Raw genomic sequence first — 16228 nt, 5'->3', positions numbered from 1 at the left:
CGGACGCCAAAACGTCCGGCCTTTTCATTTTCAGGAAACAGTCCATGACCGTCACCGAACAGCTCAGTGCCTTGAGCGCCATCCTGGCTCAACGCAGCATTCACAGCCTGTTCCAACCGATCATCTGCCTTTCCGAGCGGCGCATCCTCGGCTATGAGGCGCTCAGCCGTGGGCCGTCCAACAGCCCTCTGCACTCGCCCCTGAACCTGTTCGCCATCGCCCGCCAGGCAGGGCGCCTGAGCGAGCTTGAAGTGCTGTGCCGGGAGAACGCATGCCGGCGCTTCAGCGAGCTGGGGCTCGAAGGCAAGCTGTTCCTCAATGTCTCGCCCGAGTCGCTGCTGGAACCCCACTACCCTTCCGGGCGTACCCTGAAGATGCTCGAGCAGGTTGGTCTGCAACCCAGCCGTGTGGTGATCGAGTTGACCGAACAAACCCCCACCGACGACTTCCAGTTGCTGTCCAACGCCCTGCACCACTACCGGGACATGGGGTTTTCCATTGCGCTGGACGACCTGGGGGCAGGTTACTCGAGCTTGCGCCTGTGGTCGGAGCTGCGTCCGGACTACGTGAAGATCGACCGTCACTTCATCGATAGCATCCATCAGGACCCGCTCAAGCGCGAATTCGTCGGCTCCATCCTGCAGATCGCCCGCGCCTCCAAGGCCCAGGTGATTGCCGAGGGCATCGAACTGGGTGAGGAGCTGACGGTACTGGCCGATATGGGCGTCGACCTGTTGCAAGGCTACCTGCTCGGTCGCCCGCAAGAGTTTCCCCCACGCGACGGCCTGAATCTGCTGCCGCCTGCGCAAGGCTGCGCGCTGGTGATCAGCGAGGAAGGCGGCGACCTCGCCGCACTGCTGATCGAGCAGCCTGCGGTTGCGCTGGATACGCCAACCCAGCAGGTGCTGGAGGCCTTCCGCCGCCAGGCCAATCTCAACTCCCTGGCCGTGCTCGACGCCCAGGGCCAGGCTTGCGGTATCGTCCATCGGCATTCGTTGTCCGACGCGCTGCTCAAGCCATTCGGCACCGACCTGTTCGCCCGCAAGCCGATCAGCCGGCTGATGAACGAGGACTTTCTCGTGGTCGAGCGCAGCCAGTCGCTGCAGCAGGTCAGCCGCCTGCTCACCAGCCGCGCACGGCAGCGCATCGAGGAAGATTTCATCATCACCCATGGTGGCCGCTACCTGGGGCTGGGGCGCGTGATCGACGTGCTCAAGTTGATCACCGAGCAGAAGATCCAGCAGGCCCGCTACGCCAATCCACTGACCCTGCTGCCAGGCAACGTGCCGATCCGCCAGTGCCTGACCCGCCTGCTGGAGCAGCAGCGTGCAGCGGCGGTGTGCTACGTCGACATCGACAGCTTCAAGCCCTTCAACGATATCTATGGCTATGCCCGTGGCGACGAGGTGTTGCTGTGCCTGGCCCAATGCCTCAACGACAGCGTCGATCCGCGCCGAGACTTCGTCGGGCATATCGGCGGTGATGATTTCATGCTGGTGTTGGGATCGGCCGATTGGCGCGAGCGTCTGCACACGTTGATCGACAATTTTCTACGCGAGTGTCGACGCTTCTACCGCAGCGAGCACCTGGAGGCCGGTTGCTTCATCGCCCACAACCGCCAAGGGCAGCGGGAGACCTTCCCCTTGCTGTCGCTGTCGATCGGCGTGGTTTTGCTGCGGCCGGAGTGCTGCGCCAGCCTGGATGCGGCGCAGTTGGCCGATCTTGCTTCGCAGGCAAAGCGCCAGGCCAAGGATACCGCCGGGCCCAGTCTGAGCCTGATCGATACCGGGGTGTCGTAGCCCCTACCCTGCCGTCACTTCTTCGGGGTAAGCGAACTCGAACACCCGCACCACTTCGGAGGCATGCCACGAAGCCGCCTCCATACCATCGACGGGCCCTGAAAACCGCCCCAGGCGCTCGACACATTCGAAGAAGCCGGTACGTGGCAGGCGGCTGGCCCCCTGGCTGATCACCAGCGAGCTGCGCAGCGGCTGCTCGGCACGCGCATCGATCATCGCCAGGTATTCCAGGGCGGCGGTCAGGGTCTGCATGGCGGGGGTGGGCAACTCCAGGCGCTCGAGCAGCGCCCTATAGGTGAGCAGGTGGCGTTGACGGCGGGCCAGGTCAAGCTCGTCCAGCAGGCGTTGCCATTGCTGACGACTGATCCTGACCTGACTCATGATGGCTCGCTCCAGCCGGCGATCCCCAGGTGCCATGCCAGGCTGCGCTGGATCGCCGCATCGGGCACACGTTCGCCCGACTCGATCATGGCCAGGTACGACGGGCTGATGCCAACGCTGCGGGCCAACTGCTCGGGGGCCAAGCCCTTGGCCTGACGCAACTGCGCCAGCTCACCCAAGGCAGGCAAGCTGGCGCTTTCCTTCACGACTTCGCCGCGCCCCTCACTGGCCGCAGCCTGAGGTTCGTCGGCATTGACTGGCGCCTGCCCGGCTGCGGCTAGCAGTGCCTGGTACTGGGCCCAGGGAACAACCGCATACTCGGGCTGACCGTCCCGACTGATGACCTGAATACCCATACAACCCCCTTACTGCATGTAATCCGTCGGCATAATGCTTATGCCAATTATATGACCAAGTGCGGGAGTCTGTGCAGATCAGGCCAAAATCAAGGGTGAGGACGTTCCAGGCGTAACGCTTCCGGGCTGTCCGGCAGCCGCTCGACCACGCGCAGGCGCTCGGGTGATTGGCTGTCGCGCCAGGCCTTGAAGCGCGCCAGCTCGTCACCGACGGTCTTCAGCACCCACCCCAGCACGGCGATGTCATCGAGAAAACCGACACCGACGATCCAGTCCGGAATGGCATCCAGGGGGCTGACGAAATACAGCAGGCCAGCGACGATGGTCACCAAGGCCTTGGGACTGACGGCACGGTACTCGCCACGCCACCAGGCCAGACACAGGCTTTGCATCAGGCGCAGGTCGTCACGCAACTGGCCCAGCTTGGGGCCCTTGCGGGCCACGGCGAACAGCAACGCAGGCAGGCGGCCACGGCTGAGCAGGCGCTCGGCCAGCGGCAGAAAACGGGCAAAATTCCAGGGTGCGCTCATGGTGTCTCCAGCATCAGCCAGGAAGGTTATCCACATTTATTGTGGATAACCTTGTGAACAGGGCAGCGTTTTAGGGCGCTAGGCGCCCACGGAGCAAGGGTCCCGCTCAGATCGGGCGTTTTTTACACAACCGTTTCAGACAGGCAAACGATTTGCGTCAGACGTATGGTTGGCTACGCGTCAAGGTGCCTCATGCTCAGACAGTGAGACACCTGCAGCGTTCGCGTCAAGCGTGCGACCAAAATGAAAACGCCCCGTCGAAACGGGGCGTCAGGTGCGGCAGTTGCCAGATTACTTGGCCGGCGCTTCGGCAGGCTCGGCAGGTTCGGCGTCCAGCTTGCTCGGGTCCTTGATGGCCAGCAGCTCGAGGTCGAACACCAGTACCGAGTTCGCCGGGATCAGCGGGCTCGGGCTCTGGGCGCCGTAGGCCAGCTCGGCCGGGATGTACAGCTTGTACTTCTCGCCGACGTGCATCAGTTGCAGGCCTTCGACCCAACCTGGGATCACGCCGCTGACCGGCAGGTCGATCGGGCTGCCACGCTCGATCGAGCTGTCGAAGACCTTGCCATCGATCAGCTTGCCTTCGTAGTGGACGGTAACCACATCGGTCGGCTTAGGCTGCGGGCCATCGGCCTTCTTCACGACTTCGTACTGCAGACCCGAGGCGGTGGTGACCACGCCCGGCTTCTTGGCGTTGTCCTCAAGGAACTTCTTGCCCTTGGCGGCCGCTTCCTCGCTGGCCTTGGCCAGGCGCTCCTCGGCGCGTTTCTGCAGCGCGGTGAAGGCTTCTACCAGTTCTTCGTCCTTCAGACGGGCCTCTTTCTTGCCGACTGCATCCTCGATACCCAGGGCCACCGCTTTGGAGTCGAGGTCATCCATGCCTTCCTGCGCCAGGCTCTTGCCCATGTTCAGGCCGATACCGTAGGAGGCCTTCTGTGCTGGGGTCTTCAGCTCGACGCTGCTGGTCTGAGCGTCGCAGCCAGCCAGGACCAGGCCTACCAGGGCAACCGCAGCCGCCAAACGATGCTGTTTCATGCTATTTCCTTGTTCATGCGCCATGAGGGCAATCAGGGTAAAGCCGCGAGCTTATCAGGCGGCCATGACCAATGGCTACCGGCATAGGAGCGGGTTTGTGCCAGGAAGTTCCTGTATGAAGGGATGTTCATCCCACGGTGAAAATCAAGGGTAGCTGCCGGCCCGGTATTCGCCCGCCACTTCCCGCAATACCTCGCACACCCATTGGGCTGCCAGCCCCTGCGGCAGGGCCGCGTTGCGGCAGATACCCACCGAGCCTCCCGGTTCGCGCACACCCAGGTCGAGCTCGACCAGCTCACCACGCTGCAGGTCGATCAGCACGGCGTCACGCGGTGCCACCCACACCGCATCGCTGCCCAGCAGGTAGCGCCGGCTCAAGGCCAGAGACAGGGTTTCCAGGCGTTGCCCCGGCATCTGAATACCGCACTGCACGAACAGGCTGTCGGCGTGCAGGCGAATGGTGGTACCTGCTGGCGGCAGCACCAGTGCGTAATCGCCGACCCGTGCCCGATCCAGGGGTTGGCGCGCGAGCAACGGATGGCCAGGACGCACCACCAGGCTCATGGACTCACTGTACAGGTGCTCGAACGACAGGCCCTGGATCTGCGGGCTGTCGGTCATCCGCCCGACCACCAGTTCCAGTTCGCCCAGGCGCAGTTGCCCCAGCAACTGCGCACTGATCCCGGTGACCACGCTGATCACCAACGCCTCATGACGCTGATGCAGGCGACACAGCACCTCCGGCATCAGCAACCCCTCGACCGTCGACAGCACACCTATGCGCACCTGCGACGGCGCCCGGGCCTCGCCGCGCACCGTGCTGACACCTTCGCGCAGGGCCTGCACGCTGGGCCCGGCGTAGCGCATGAAGCGGGTGCCCGCCGAGGTCAGCTCGACGCCCTGGCGGGTGCGCTCGAACAGACGCGTCTCGAGCAAGTCCTCAAGTTCCTTGAGCGTCTTGGAAATGGCCGGCTGGCTGATCGCCAGGACATCGGCCGCCCTGGCCAGACTGCCCTGACGGGCGATCTCCAGAAAGCACAGCAGATGGCGGTACTTGATGCGGGTATCGAGGTTCATGCACGGCAGTGTAACGGTGTGCAGGAGGGCTGCAAGTCGTCTATGAATATCCTTTCCTACAACGACTCGATCCCATTCTGACAATGCGCAGCTTGCCCTCAAGCCCCTGGATTTGTAGGGTGCAGCTTTCCCCGGCAAGGAGCCAACCGATGTCGCTCTACCAAACCCAGGACCTATCACTAGACCTGGGCACAGAGCTGCCGCAGGACAGCAGCATGAACATGCTGACGTTCCCGGAGCGCGGCACCACCTTGGTGATCGCCCGCAGCCCGCTCCCCGCAGACCACTCCTTCGATACCGTCTACCGCCAGCAGCTCGAACAACTGCGCAGTCGCCTCGATGCACACATCACCGAGCCTCAAGCCACGACCTGCGGCATGGCGCAAGCCATCCAGGGCCTGGAAGTCGGCCTGCAGTTCCAGCGTGGCGAAATTCGCTCGCACCAGCGTCAACTGGCCTATCCCCATGTGCAGGCACAGCGTCTTATGGTGCTGAGCTATAGCAAGGAGACACCGCTGACGGAAAACGACCTCATGCACTGGCAAGCCATCAAGGCGAGCCTGCAGACACGCTGACACCCCTCCAGCAAGGAAGCCCGGATTCATGGCGCAGGACCTCCACGCCGCCCGCAAGGACGACCTGATACTGCACCCACCGTTGATGGCCGAGCTCACCAGCGCGCTGACCGAGGCGGTGGTCTATGCGGCCGCCACCGCCGCAGTGGGTGCGGCCTTGGGCGCCGCCGTCGCCGCCACCATCGGCACCGGCGGTGCGGCGGCTGCACTGGTGCCGGTGGCCGCCGGCCTGCTGGTAGGCGCGGCCAGTTCGCTGCCCGGCGGCGGCGACAAGAGCATCGGCGAACACATTTCCGACTTCAGTGACTGGGTCGGCAACTCGCTGTTCCCGCCCGAGCCCTATGGCGCCATCCTGACCGGCTCCGCCAACGTCCATATCAATGGCATGCCCGCTGCCCGTGCTGCCGGCATCAGCCTGGGCGTCGAGGCCTCGCCCGACAACCCCGAGCCCCCCTCCATCCTGGAAAACATCGGTGCCTACGCCATGGTCGGCGCCTCGATGATGCTCCCGATCATCGGCATGGCCCAGGACATCGCCAGCATCTTCAACCCGCCAGTCACCACACCGGCCGATCCCGGCACCCAGGAGCGGGGCGAGGATACCGTCACCTGCAGCAAGCACCCGGCCAAGAACTTCCTCGCCCAGGGTTCGGACAAGGTGTTCATCAATGGCCAACCCGCCGTGCGGGTGGGCGACAAGACTACTTGCGACGGCCCTGTGGGCATGACCTTCTCGCCCAATGTGCGCATCGGCGGCGGCACGCTGACCGTGCGCGACATCCGCGATGGCAAGAGCGCGCTGGCCAAGATCATCGGCATCGTCGCCGGCATGCTCCTCTCGCGCCGGGGTGGCAAGGCCCGCTCACGCCCAGGCAAGGCACCCAAGCCAAAGTCGATGATTCCCAAGTGCAAGGGCCATCCGGTGATCGTTTCCAGCGGTGCCAAGCTGCTCGACGGCCCTGACGACCTGGATTTCGCCCTCCCCGGCCTGCTGCCGATCGAATGGGCCCGGCGCTACGACAGCAACGACACGCGCGGCGATGGCGTGTTCGGCCTGGGCTGGAGCCTGCCTTATGAAGTTCGCATCGAGCGTGTCCCCCACCCTGAAGGGGGCGAGCTGTGGGTCTATGTCGACGAGGAAGGTACGCGTATCGAACTGGGGCGCCTGCAGCCAGGCAGCGCCCTGGTCAGCAGCCTCGACGGCCTGGCGTTCTTCCACCAGGACGCCGGCGTCACCGTGGTCGAGGACATCTACAGCGGCCAGTACCAGGTGCTGCGCACCGACCCGCACGACCCGAGTCGTTCACGCCTGGTGCAACTGGGGGATCGCAACCTCAACCGCCTTGACCTGCTCTACGACAACGACGGCCGCCTGCAGTACCTGGTCGACACCTTTGGCCGCACGGTGGTCGAACTGCTCTACGACAGCATGCACCCTCGCCGCGTCGGCCAGGTGCAGCGCCTGTTCCTGCGCGAGGGCAACGACTTTGTGGTCGAGCGCCGTGAAACCCTCGCCACCTACGCTTACACCCCTGCCGGTCAACTGAGCGAAGTACACGAGCCGGGCGGCCAGCTGCTGCGACGCTTCAGCTATACCCCTGAAGGGCTGATGGCCAGTCACACCCTGGCCAGCGGTGCGACCTTCCATTACCAGTGGCAACGTTTCGCCGCCGTCCCTCGCCCGACACCGCACCTGCCACCGCTGCTCGAGCCGCAGCCAGACCATGAGTGGCGGGTGATCCGTCACTGGAGCGAAGACGGCGAGGACTACCTTTTCCACTACGACCTGGGGCAGGGTCATACCGAGGTCACCGACAGCCTAGGTCGCAAGGAACATTTCGAGTGGGGCCCGTTGCACGAGGTATTGGTGTATGTAGATCCACTGGGCCAGCGCTGGCAGGAAGAGATCGTCCAGGGCCAGTTGCTGGCCAGCATCGACCCGCAAGGCGCCGAGTGGCGATACCACTACGATGCGCTCGGGCGCCTGATCGAAAGCTACGACCCGCTGGGGCGTTGCGAGCGCACCACCTACACCGAGCACTGGGCGCTGCCCACCCACATCAGCGATGGCGCCGGCCATACCTATCGCAACACCTACGACACCCGCGGCAACCTGATCAGTACCACCGACCCGCTGGGGCGCACCACGCGCTACCGTCACGATCGACAAGGCCGGGTGGAACAGGTCATCGATGCTCAGGGCAAGACCCGCCAGCTGGAATGGAACGCCCGAGGGCAACTGATTCGCTACAGCGACTGCTCCAACCGCACCACCCTCTGGCGCTATGACGAGCGCGGTCACCTGAGCGAAGTCTTCAACGGCCGCAACAACCGCACCCGCTATCGTTTCGACGCCCGTGGCCACCTGCTGGAAAGCACCCGCGCCGACGGGCGCGTCGACCGCTACCAGGTAAACCTGTCGGGGCAGTTGACCCAGCACATCGACCCCGGCCAGCAACTCACCCAATGGCACTACGACGAGCGTGGGCGCCTCAGCCAACGCACCGACGCCATGGGGCTCACCCTTCGCTTCGCCTGGGATGCGCACGACCGCCTGCAACGCCTGGAAAATGAAAACGGCGAGCACTACGCCTTCCACTGGGATGCCCTGGACCGCCTGGCCGCCCAGCACAACCTCGATGGCGGCGGTCACAGCTATCGCTACGATGTAGCGGGCAATGTCATCGAGGCGAGGCTGCACCCGGCCCGCGACGCCGAGCCGACGTTCCCCGGCAGCCCGCCGGAGCCCGAGGCTTCGATACAGTCGCAATATTTCGAATACGACGCCGCCGGGCGCCTGTTGCGCAAGCGCACCGACGACGGCGTCACAGACTACGATTACGACCTCGCCGACAACCTGCTGGCGATCACCTTCACCAACCTGCTGGGCGAGCCAAAACGGCTCGCCTTCAGCCATGACGCCCTCGGGCAACTGCTGAGCGAAACCGGGAAAGCGGGCCGGCTTGCCTACGAACATGACGAACTGGGCAACCTGCAGACCCTGACCCTGCCTGATGGCCGACGCCTCAATCATCTGTACTACGGCAGCGGCCACTTGCATCAGCTCAACCTCGACGGCCGAGTGATCTGCGATTTCGAGCGCGACGAGCTGCATGCCGAAGTCCTGCGAACACAAGGCCGGATCCAGACCCGGACCCGCTACGACAGCACCGGGCGCCTGCTGGAAAAAGCCCTGCATGTACAGGGCGCAGGCCCCGGCAGCCTGGCCTTGCTGAGCAAGCAGTATCGTTATGACGACAGCGACAACCTGGTCGGCGAGGATTTCATCCAGTGTCAGCGAGCCCGCGACGGCGAGCCGCCCACGCACGCCCAGATCATCGGTCGCCTGTTCGGCACCGACGCCAGCGGCAATGTCCAGCGCGGTCAGGTTCGCTACGACTATGGCCCCACAGAACGCATCCATGGCGCCAGCCGCACACTGCCTCATCGCAATGGCCAACAGGTCGAGCACTACGGCTACGACAAGGCCGGCAATCTGCTAGATGGCTACCCGATCAAGGGCTACGTACGGCACAACCGCCTCAAGGTCTTCCAGGACAAACGCTACCGCTACGACCGCTTCGGCCGCCTCAGCGAAAAACGCACTGGCGCGCACCTGATCCAGCGCTTCGACTACGACGCCGAGCACCGCCTGGTACGCGTACACCAGCAACGCGGGCCGGTGCACGAGCGGGTGGAATTCGACTACGACCCGCTCGGCCGCAGGATCGCCAAGCGCCTGTACCGCAACGATCACCCTACCCCTGTCAGCCAGACCCTTTTCCTCTGGCAGGGTCTGCGCCTGTTGCAGGACATCCAGGACGACAAACCCAGCCTGTACGTCTACGCCGACAGCGACAGCTACGAACCCCTCGCCCGCCTCGATGGCGCCCCCGGCACCGAACAACTGCACTACTTCCACACCAACCTCGCCGGGCTGCCCGAACAGCTCACCGATGAAAACGGCGTGACCGTGTGGCAAGGTGAGTTCGCGACCTGGGGCAAGTGTCGGGAAGAATGGCACCATGCCGGGCAGAACCGTCAGCAGAACCTGAGGTTCCAGGGACAGTACCTGGACCGGGAGACGGGGCTGCACTACAACACGTTCAGGTTCTATGATCCGGAGGTGGGGCGGTTTACGCAGCAGGATCCGATTGGGTTGATCGGCGGGGTGAACCTATATCAATACGGGGCGAATACCGCATCGTGCATTGACCCTCTGGGACTGAGCGGATTCGACCCATTCGAGCATGGTGAACTCACGGATTTCCCGAAAGATCTGCATTTTGGCCAGAACAGGGCTGCGCCCCAGTTCAGCTCCATTGCTGCCCAGGTCCCTGAAATTGCAGGTAGACCTGTTCTTGACGTAGCGGATGATCTAAGAACTAATAAACTGTCTCCCGACAAGCTGCTGATCGCCTATACGAAAGATCCCGTCAGCGGCAAGTATGTAACACTCAACAACCGTGGGCTCGCTGCGCTCGTAAGCGCAAACAAATATCCAAAATATGCGATATTCGTTCCCTACCAGCATGCCCCTCCTCACCTCACAAAGGACTTCAAAAACAAACCGCCCTCGAAGTCGATTGATCTGACCCGCAACAAAGATGGGTCAGGACTCGTGACGCGCGTATCACCTTGTCCATGAACAGCACGAGATCATCGGTATGATAAAACTTCTCCCTCAGAAAGTTGACTTTCTAATCAACACCACTCAACTCAACGCAAGCTACGACGAAATAGGTGTTGCATCGATTCAGGTTGAGGCTCAGCGACTCGAACACATCGAAAAGAATACCTACACCATGGCAACGTTTGTTTTTGAACGCGTCGCTGAACTGCGCTGTATAACACTCAATTTTTTCGAGCATCAGTATCAAAACTACCAAATCCTGGGCAGTCAAGATGATGAAGTAAAAACTTGGCGTGAGACCGGGTTTCATCCTGACCCAAAATTCTATGAAGTCGTCGAATCAGCGCTGTTGGCAGAAAAGAATTCGCTCTATGATCCCGCCAACTTTCTTTCATTGAAGCATTACATCGTCGCGGGGTACGACAGCTACGTCGAGATCATCGCCGGCAGCTATCAATACGCTCTTGAGTAATTTTCCATGCAGGAAGACATCGCAGCGGAAGCTGATTTGTCAAATAAGTGCATGGCGTATGCCTTTAAAGCCGCACCTGCGCAAGGTAGGCGATGGAATTGTAGATGGTCGGCTTCAAGCCAGGCGCCAAAGGCATTAAAGGAGGGTGTTCATTATGAAAAATACCAGCAGAGATGTTCAGGAAACACTCCTATCACTGTACCGTGAGCACGAAGCTGTCAACAAGCTCTGGCACGATAAGCAATTCTTCTCAGAAATCCTGACCTCTGCACTTTCGGCCCAAGCCAACCGACCGGCGGGCACCGAAGTCAACGCCTGCGCTAACTACTTCATCAATCACACACTTGTCTTTCTTATCGACTCATCTGAAACTCTAATTACATTATTGAAATTGATAGCACAAAAGCCATTGCGCGCCACGCTGATCAGTCAATGGATTTCGAATGAGCTTGTAGCACTCTCACGAATCTCTGATTTCGCGCAGTATAAAGACATGAGTGCTCTAGCAAAAATCTCAGACACCGATACTGAGATGATTGCCAAACTCAGTGCACGCCACCTGATAAGACAGGCCGAGCCCAATAGCTTATCACTTTTAAACCTCACGCCCGCACATTTGAACCTGTGCAGGCACCTGCAGGAATATTTAATTTCTTGGGCATACGAAGAAGAAAAACTTGACGAATACGCCGTGAACACCTTTGAGCGTGAACACCCTAAGCAATACGACATGCTAAAAAGAATAAAAACGCAAAAGTTTCGACCCACTAAACAAAGACAACAATAATCCGCAAACACCCAAGAACACCCACGCATAAAAATGGATAATACACTTAGTAACAAGCTACTAACTCTCAGAGCACAAAAATATGCTTCATACCTTCTTGGGATTCAGTCCTGTAAACTCAAACACCTGCGACCAGACGATTTCTCTTGGCATAGAGAAACGATTAATTACATGCACGCTGTCGCTGAGAAGGCAGATGGACGCTTACTGCCTCACCCAACGAAAGCAAATGAAGTCATATCGGCCATAACTGATGCCTCGAACACATACAAAGAATTTGAATGCTGGATGTTCTTCGAAAACAGAATAGGCCTAAATTTTTACGGGTACGATTTTGGTGCATTCCTAGGAAGTTTATTCAGACTCGACAAAAGCTACGACGCTCAATTGGCCTTCACTGATCCGGATTTCATCATATCGCTGAGCGACGATGAGCACGCCATCGAAATGCACATCGTCAGGTCGGCTCTGCCATCAAAAGGAATTTGAATCGTGGCGATGGTTCGCACTCTGTTCTGTCCACTCATCGATGCGAAAAAAGGCCGGTAGCATGAGCTACTATAATGCGGGGAAAATAGAGTTGTTTTCAGTCTGTTGCTCGACCTGCGCACCAAGCTTCAAGTCAGGTTGGATGGCCGTGAACCTATTTTTAGACAACCATCTCATCGGGGCCAACGAAGAGATCACGCAGATCGACACCTTCTTGAACATGATCGACGTCAAACTCGCAGATTATGATCTCGATTACGCTGACTCCCTAAAAAATCTGGACAAGTCAGCCGTCCTTTCCCAGATCGAGCAAGGGTACGAGCACGCTCAAAACTGGATTGATTCTCGCAAACTTGGTGCTCTGTTCCTGTCGCTGAACCTGACGCCCTGCCTTGATGGCGATGTCGTGGTTCTGCTCATGCTTGAAACAACGGACCGAGTCATCTGGAGAGCTCATGACGATGACGTGGTGCGAGAAATTTTCCTACCTCCTGGATACGTAAAAAACACACTGAACGATGTGATAAATTTTTTCAGCCCGCCCAAAAACCATGATTAGTTCTTTCGAAACCACATTGCTCGAGGTGCTCGGGCTCGTCGCAGATTTCGATCCAGAGTATGCACAATGGAGTTGCAAGCTCGGCACAGGCCCCCTCCGATTGGAGTTGGTCTACTCACTGGACGGTACTGTTTCGACATCGCTGTATCTTGACGACAGGCTTCTGGCGTTCAATTACGCCAGCGGGCTGCATTGCCTTTCGATTAACGAGGACGAGATCTCATGCGACATCATGTCTGGATCACTTAGGCGAACACTCACCATCAATATCAATTCGCTAAGAGTGAGGTGGCAGGACTTATGATTCAGGACACCCGTTGAAACCAACGCTCCCGCGAGTGCCCCTCAAGCCAAATGTACGCGCAGCGGTAGTTGAAAGCCGTGGAGCCACGTTTATCCGAGGACCTGCAAAAGTGAGCCAGACCCGAGGTCTGCGCAGTACCTGTGGGAGCGGGTTTACCCGCGAAGCAAACACCGCGGTAGATGGCACCGGCTTTGCCGGTGTTCGCGGGCAAGCCCGCTCCCACAGGTACTGCACAGGCCGGGCAGGAGCCATACCTGCTAGAAACAGCGAATCTCGACCTGCCCCCCTTCCATCCGCACCGGCCACACGCGCAACCGCTGCCCCGCATCCTCCAGGCAACGCCCATCACGCAAGCTGAAATGCTGCTTGTACAACGGCGCCGCCACCACCAGTTCGCCTTGCAGGCTGCCGATCAACCCCCGCCCGATGACATTGGCCCCTGAACGCGGGTCGCGGTTGTCCACGGCATACAGTGTCTGCTCCTGCCCGGGCAGGTAGAACAGCGCGACCTGTTCGCCGTCGAGCCAGACCACCACCCCCGAGTCGGCAATCAGATCATCGACCCGGCACACTGACTGCCAGATATCCTGTGGTGCTACGACAGCATTGGACAGGTTCATCAAACGAGCTCCTCGACAGTAGGGATCAACTCCAGCGGCGTAGCCGGTCGACGCTGTTCGCGCTCACGCACGAAATGCACATCCGGGTCAGGCCGCTGGTCGTTGACGAAGGTGCGGAAGCGCTTGAGCTTCTCCGGGTCTTTCAAGGCGTTGGCCCATTCGCATTCGTAGCGGTCGACCACATGCTGCATCTGCGCTTCCAGCTCGTCGGCGAGGCCCAGGCTATCGTCGAGAATCACCGCCTTGAGATAGTCCAGCCCGCCGTCCAGGCCTTCGCGCCACACCGAGGTGCGCTGCAGTTTGTCGGCGGTGCGGATGTAGAACATCAGCACGCGGTCGATCAGGCGGATCAGGGTGTCGTCGTCCAGATCGGTGGCGAACAGTTCGGCATGGCGCGGGCGCATGCCACCGTTGCCACAAACGTACAGGTTCCACCCCTTGTCGGTGGCGATCACGCCGATATCCTTGCTCTGCGCCTCGGCGCATTCACGGGTGCAGCCGGACACCGCGAACTTGAGCTTGTGCGGCGAGCGCAGGCCCTTGTAGCGGTCTTCGATACGCAGGGCCATGGCAACGCTGTCCTGCACGCCGTAGCGGCACCAGGTGCTGCCCACGCACGACTTCACCGTGCGGGTCGACTTGCCATAGGCATGGCCGGTTTCGAAGCCCGCCTCGATCAGCTCGCCCCAGATCAGCGGCAACTCGTGCAACTGCGCGCCGAACAAATCGATGCGCTGGCCGCCGGTAATCTTGGTGTAGAGGTCGTATTTCTTCGCCACCTGGCCGATCACGATCAACTTGTCGGGGGTGATTTCACCACCCGGGATGCGCGGCACCACCGAGTAGGTGCCGTTCTTCTGCATGTTGGCCATGAAGGTGTCGTTGGTGTCCTGCAGCGGTACCAGCGAGGGGTCCATGATCGGCTGGTTCCAGCACGAGGCGAGGATCGAACCCACGGTCGGCTTGCAGATGTCGCAACCGACATGCCCCTTGCCGTGGCGCTCGAGCAGCTCGTTGAAGGTTCGAATCCCCTCGACCCGCACCAGTGCATACAACTCCTGACGGGTATAGGCAAAGTGCTCGCACAGGCTCTTGTCGACCGTCACGCCACGCGCGGTCAGTTCGTGCTCGAACACCTGCTTGAGCAGCGCCGCACAGCCACCACAGCCGCTGGCCGCCTTGGTGCAGCCCTTGACCGCCGCCAGGTCCGCGCAGCCACTGTCGATGGCCGCGCAGATCGCGCCCTTGCTGACGTTGTGGCAGGAGCAGATGGTCGCGCTGTCGGGCAGGGCATCGGCGCCCAGCGTCGGCGCGCCGCCGCTCTGCGGCAGGATCAGCGCCGCCGGATCCTGCGGCAGGGCGATGCCGTTTTGCACGTACTGCAGCAGCGTGTCGTAGTAGCTGTTGTCGCCGACCAGCACCGCGCCGATCACCCGCTTGCCGCTGGCGTCGACCACCAGGCGGCGGTAGCTGGCGTTGGCCTCGTCGATGTATCGGTAGCTGCGGGCGCCCGGGGTGGCGCCGTGGGCGTCGCCGATGGAGCCGACATCGACCCCCAGCAGCTTGAGCTTGGTCGACATGTCGGCACCGCTGAACTCGGCACTGGCCTCGCCGACCAGCAGCGCAGCGAGGTTGCGCGCCATGCTGTAGCCGGGCGCGACCAGCCCGAACACGCTGCCGTTCCACGACGCACACTCGCCGATGGCGAAGATCCGTGGATCGCTGGAACGGCAGTTGCCGTCGATGACCACGCCGCCGCGCGGCGCGATCTCCAGCTCGCAGGCACGCCCCAGGGCGTCACGCGGACGGATGCCGGCAGAGAACACGATCAGGTCGGTTTCCAGGTACTCGCCACCATCGAAATTCATGCGATGGCGATACTCTTCTCCCGGGTCGATCGACTGGGTGGCGCGAGACAGATGCACGCCGACACCCAGCGCTTCGATCTGCGCACGCAAGGCCGCGCCTCCTTCATGATCGAGCTGCACCGGCATCAGCCGTGGCGCGAACTCCACGACATGAGCCTCCAGCCCCAGCGACTTGAGCGCATTGGCAGCCTCAAGGCCCAGCAGCCCACCGCCGACCACCACGCCACGCCGGGCCCCGGCAGCCGAGGCGCGGATGTCGTCAAGATCGTCGAGGGTGCGGTAGACCAAGCAGGCCGTGCCCGTGGAGCCTTCGATCGGCGGTACGAACGGGTAGGAGCCGGTGGCAAGGATCAGTTGGTCATAACCGTAGCGCCCCTGGGCGGTGACCACCTCGCCCAGCGTGCGGTCGATCTCCAGCACAGCTTCGTGCAGGTGCAGGTGCACGCCGTGCTGGGCATAGAAGTCGGGCTCGCACATAGCTAGTGTCTCGGCGCTACTGCCGGCGAAGTATTCCGACAAGTGCACACGGTCGTAGGCGCGCTGGCGCTCCTCGCCGAACACGCGCAGCTCGAAGCGCGCCAGGGCACCACGTTCGATCAGTTGCTCGACCAGGTGATGACCGACCATGCCGTTGCCGACAATGACCAGTCGCTCTCGTTGTCCGCCGTTCGCTGTTGCCTTCATAGCCGATCCTCGATCACGGTGTGCGGGGCGTGCCCGCGGCAAAGACAAAAAAAGGGGGC

Annotated in this window: 14 protein-coding genes; 7 read left to right on the top strand and 7 right to left on the bottom strand. The window is 61.2% G+C overall.

The window, feature by feature from the left end; all coding sequences use genetic code 11:
- Window positions 1-44: 44 nt before the first annotated feature.
- Complete coding sequence (locus HU729_RS21470; protein WP_186711497.1) at window positions 45-1799, top strand: GGDEF domain-containing protein; 1755 nt, start codon at window positions 45-47, stop codon at window positions 1797-1799.
- 3 nt (window positions 1800-1802) lie between these two features.
- On the opposite strand, the gene HU729_RS21465 is transcribed toward HU729_RS21470, so the two are convergent.
- The 5 genes from HU729_RS21465 to pcaQ form a co-directional block, all read right to left on the bottom strand.
- Window positions 1803-2180 (bottom strand): hypothetical protein, encoded by a 378-nt coding sequence (locus HU729_RS21465; RefSeq protein ID WP_186667074.1) that lies wholly within the window; start codon window positions 2178-2180, stop codon window positions 1803-1805.
- A complete protein-coding gene (locus tag HU729_RS21460; RefSeq protein WP_186711496.1) occupies window positions 2177-2536 on the bottom strand; it encodes a helix-turn-helix transcriptional regulator in 360 nt (119 codons plus the stop codon). Before HU729_RS21460 ends, HU729_RS21465 begins: the two co-directional genes overlap by 4 nt.
- Before the next feature lie 89 nt (window positions 2537-2625).
- Complete coding sequence (locus HU729_RS21455; protein ID WP_186711495.1) at window positions 2626-3066, bottom strand: YkvA family protein; 441 nt, start codon at window positions 3064-3066, stop codon at window positions 2626-2628.
- A gap of 291 nt (window positions 3067-3357) precedes the next feature.
- On the bottom strand, window positions 3358-4101 hold the full coding sequence (locus HU729_RS21450) for an FKBP-type peptidyl-prolyl cis-trans isomerase (RefSeq protein ID WP_186667077.1): 744 nt from the start codon (window positions 4099-4101) through the stop codon (window positions 3358-3360).
- Window positions 4102-4245: 144 nt separating this feature from the next.
- Window positions 4246-5178, bottom strand: coding sequence for a pca operon transcription factor PcaQ (gene pcaQ / locus HU729_RS21445; RefSeq protein ID WP_186667079.1), 933 nt, complete (start codon window positions 5176-5178; stop codon window positions 4246-4248).
- Window positions 5179-5327: 149 nt separating this feature from the next.
- Here pcaQ and HU729_RS21440 point away from each other — a divergent pair, with 149 nt between their 5' ends.
- The 6 genes from HU729_RS21440 (at window position 5328) to HU729_RS21415 (ending at window position 12693) form a co-directional block, all read left to right on the top strand.
- Complete coding sequence (locus HU729_RS21440; RefSeq protein ID WP_186711494.1) at window positions 5328-5753, top strand: DcrB-related protein; 426 nt, start codon at window positions 5328-5330, stop codon at window positions 5751-5753.
- 28 nt (window positions 5754-5781) lie between these two features.
- Window positions 5782-10401, top strand: coding sequence for an RHS repeat-associated core domain-containing protein (locus HU729_RS21435; RefSeq protein WP_186711493.1), 4620 nt, complete (start codon window positions 5782-5784; stop codon window positions 10399-10401).
- A 19-nt stretch (window positions 10402-10420) separates the two neighbouring features.
- A complete protein-coding gene (locus HU729_RS21430; RefSeq protein WP_186711492.1) occupies window positions 10421-10858 on the top strand; it encodes a hypothetical protein in 438 nt (145 codons plus the stop codon).
- A gap of 154 nt (window positions 10859-11012) precedes the next feature.
- Entirely contained in the window at window positions 11013-11645 is a 633-nt protein-coding gene (locus HU729_RS21425) for a hypothetical protein (RefSeq protein ID WP_186711491.1), read from the top strand.
- A gap of 171 nt (window positions 11646-11816) precedes the next feature.
- Window positions 11817-12134 (top strand): hypothetical protein, encoded by a 318-nt coding sequence (locus HU729_RS21420; protein ID WP_186711490.1) that lies wholly within the window; start codon window positions 11817-11819, stop codon window positions 12132-12134.
- Window positions 12135-12195: 61 nt separating this feature from the next.
- Entirely contained in the window at window positions 12196-12693 is a 498-nt protein-coding gene (locus tag HU729_RS21415; RefSeq protein ID WP_186711489.1) for an Imm42 family immunity protein, read from the top strand.
- Between the two features lie 561 nt (window positions 12694-13254).
- On the opposite strand, the gene nirD is transcribed toward HU729_RS21415, so the two are convergent.
- Window positions 13255-13617, bottom strand: coding sequence for a nitrite reductase small subunit NirD (gene nirD / locus HU729_RS21410; protein WP_151926318.1), 363 nt, complete (start codon window positions 13615-13617; stop codon window positions 13255-13257).
- A complete protein-coding gene (nirB, locus tag HU729_RS21405) occupies window positions 13617-16169 on the bottom strand; it encodes a nitrite reductase large subunit NirB (protein WP_186667091.1) in 2553 nt (850 codons plus the stop codon). The genes nirD and nirB overlap by 1 nt, the downstream gene beginning before the upstream one ends.
- Window positions 16170-16228: the final 59 nt, after the last annotated feature.

Origin of the sequence: Pseudomonas sp. RW10S2 (genome assembly GCF_014268985.1) — a bacterium.
Classification (GTDB): Bacteria; Pseudomonadota; Gammaproteobacteria; order Pseudomonadales; family Pseudomonadaceae; genus Aquipseudomonas; species Aquipseudomonas wayambapalatensis.
This window is presented reverse-complemented; position numbering and strand designations above follow the sequence as displayed.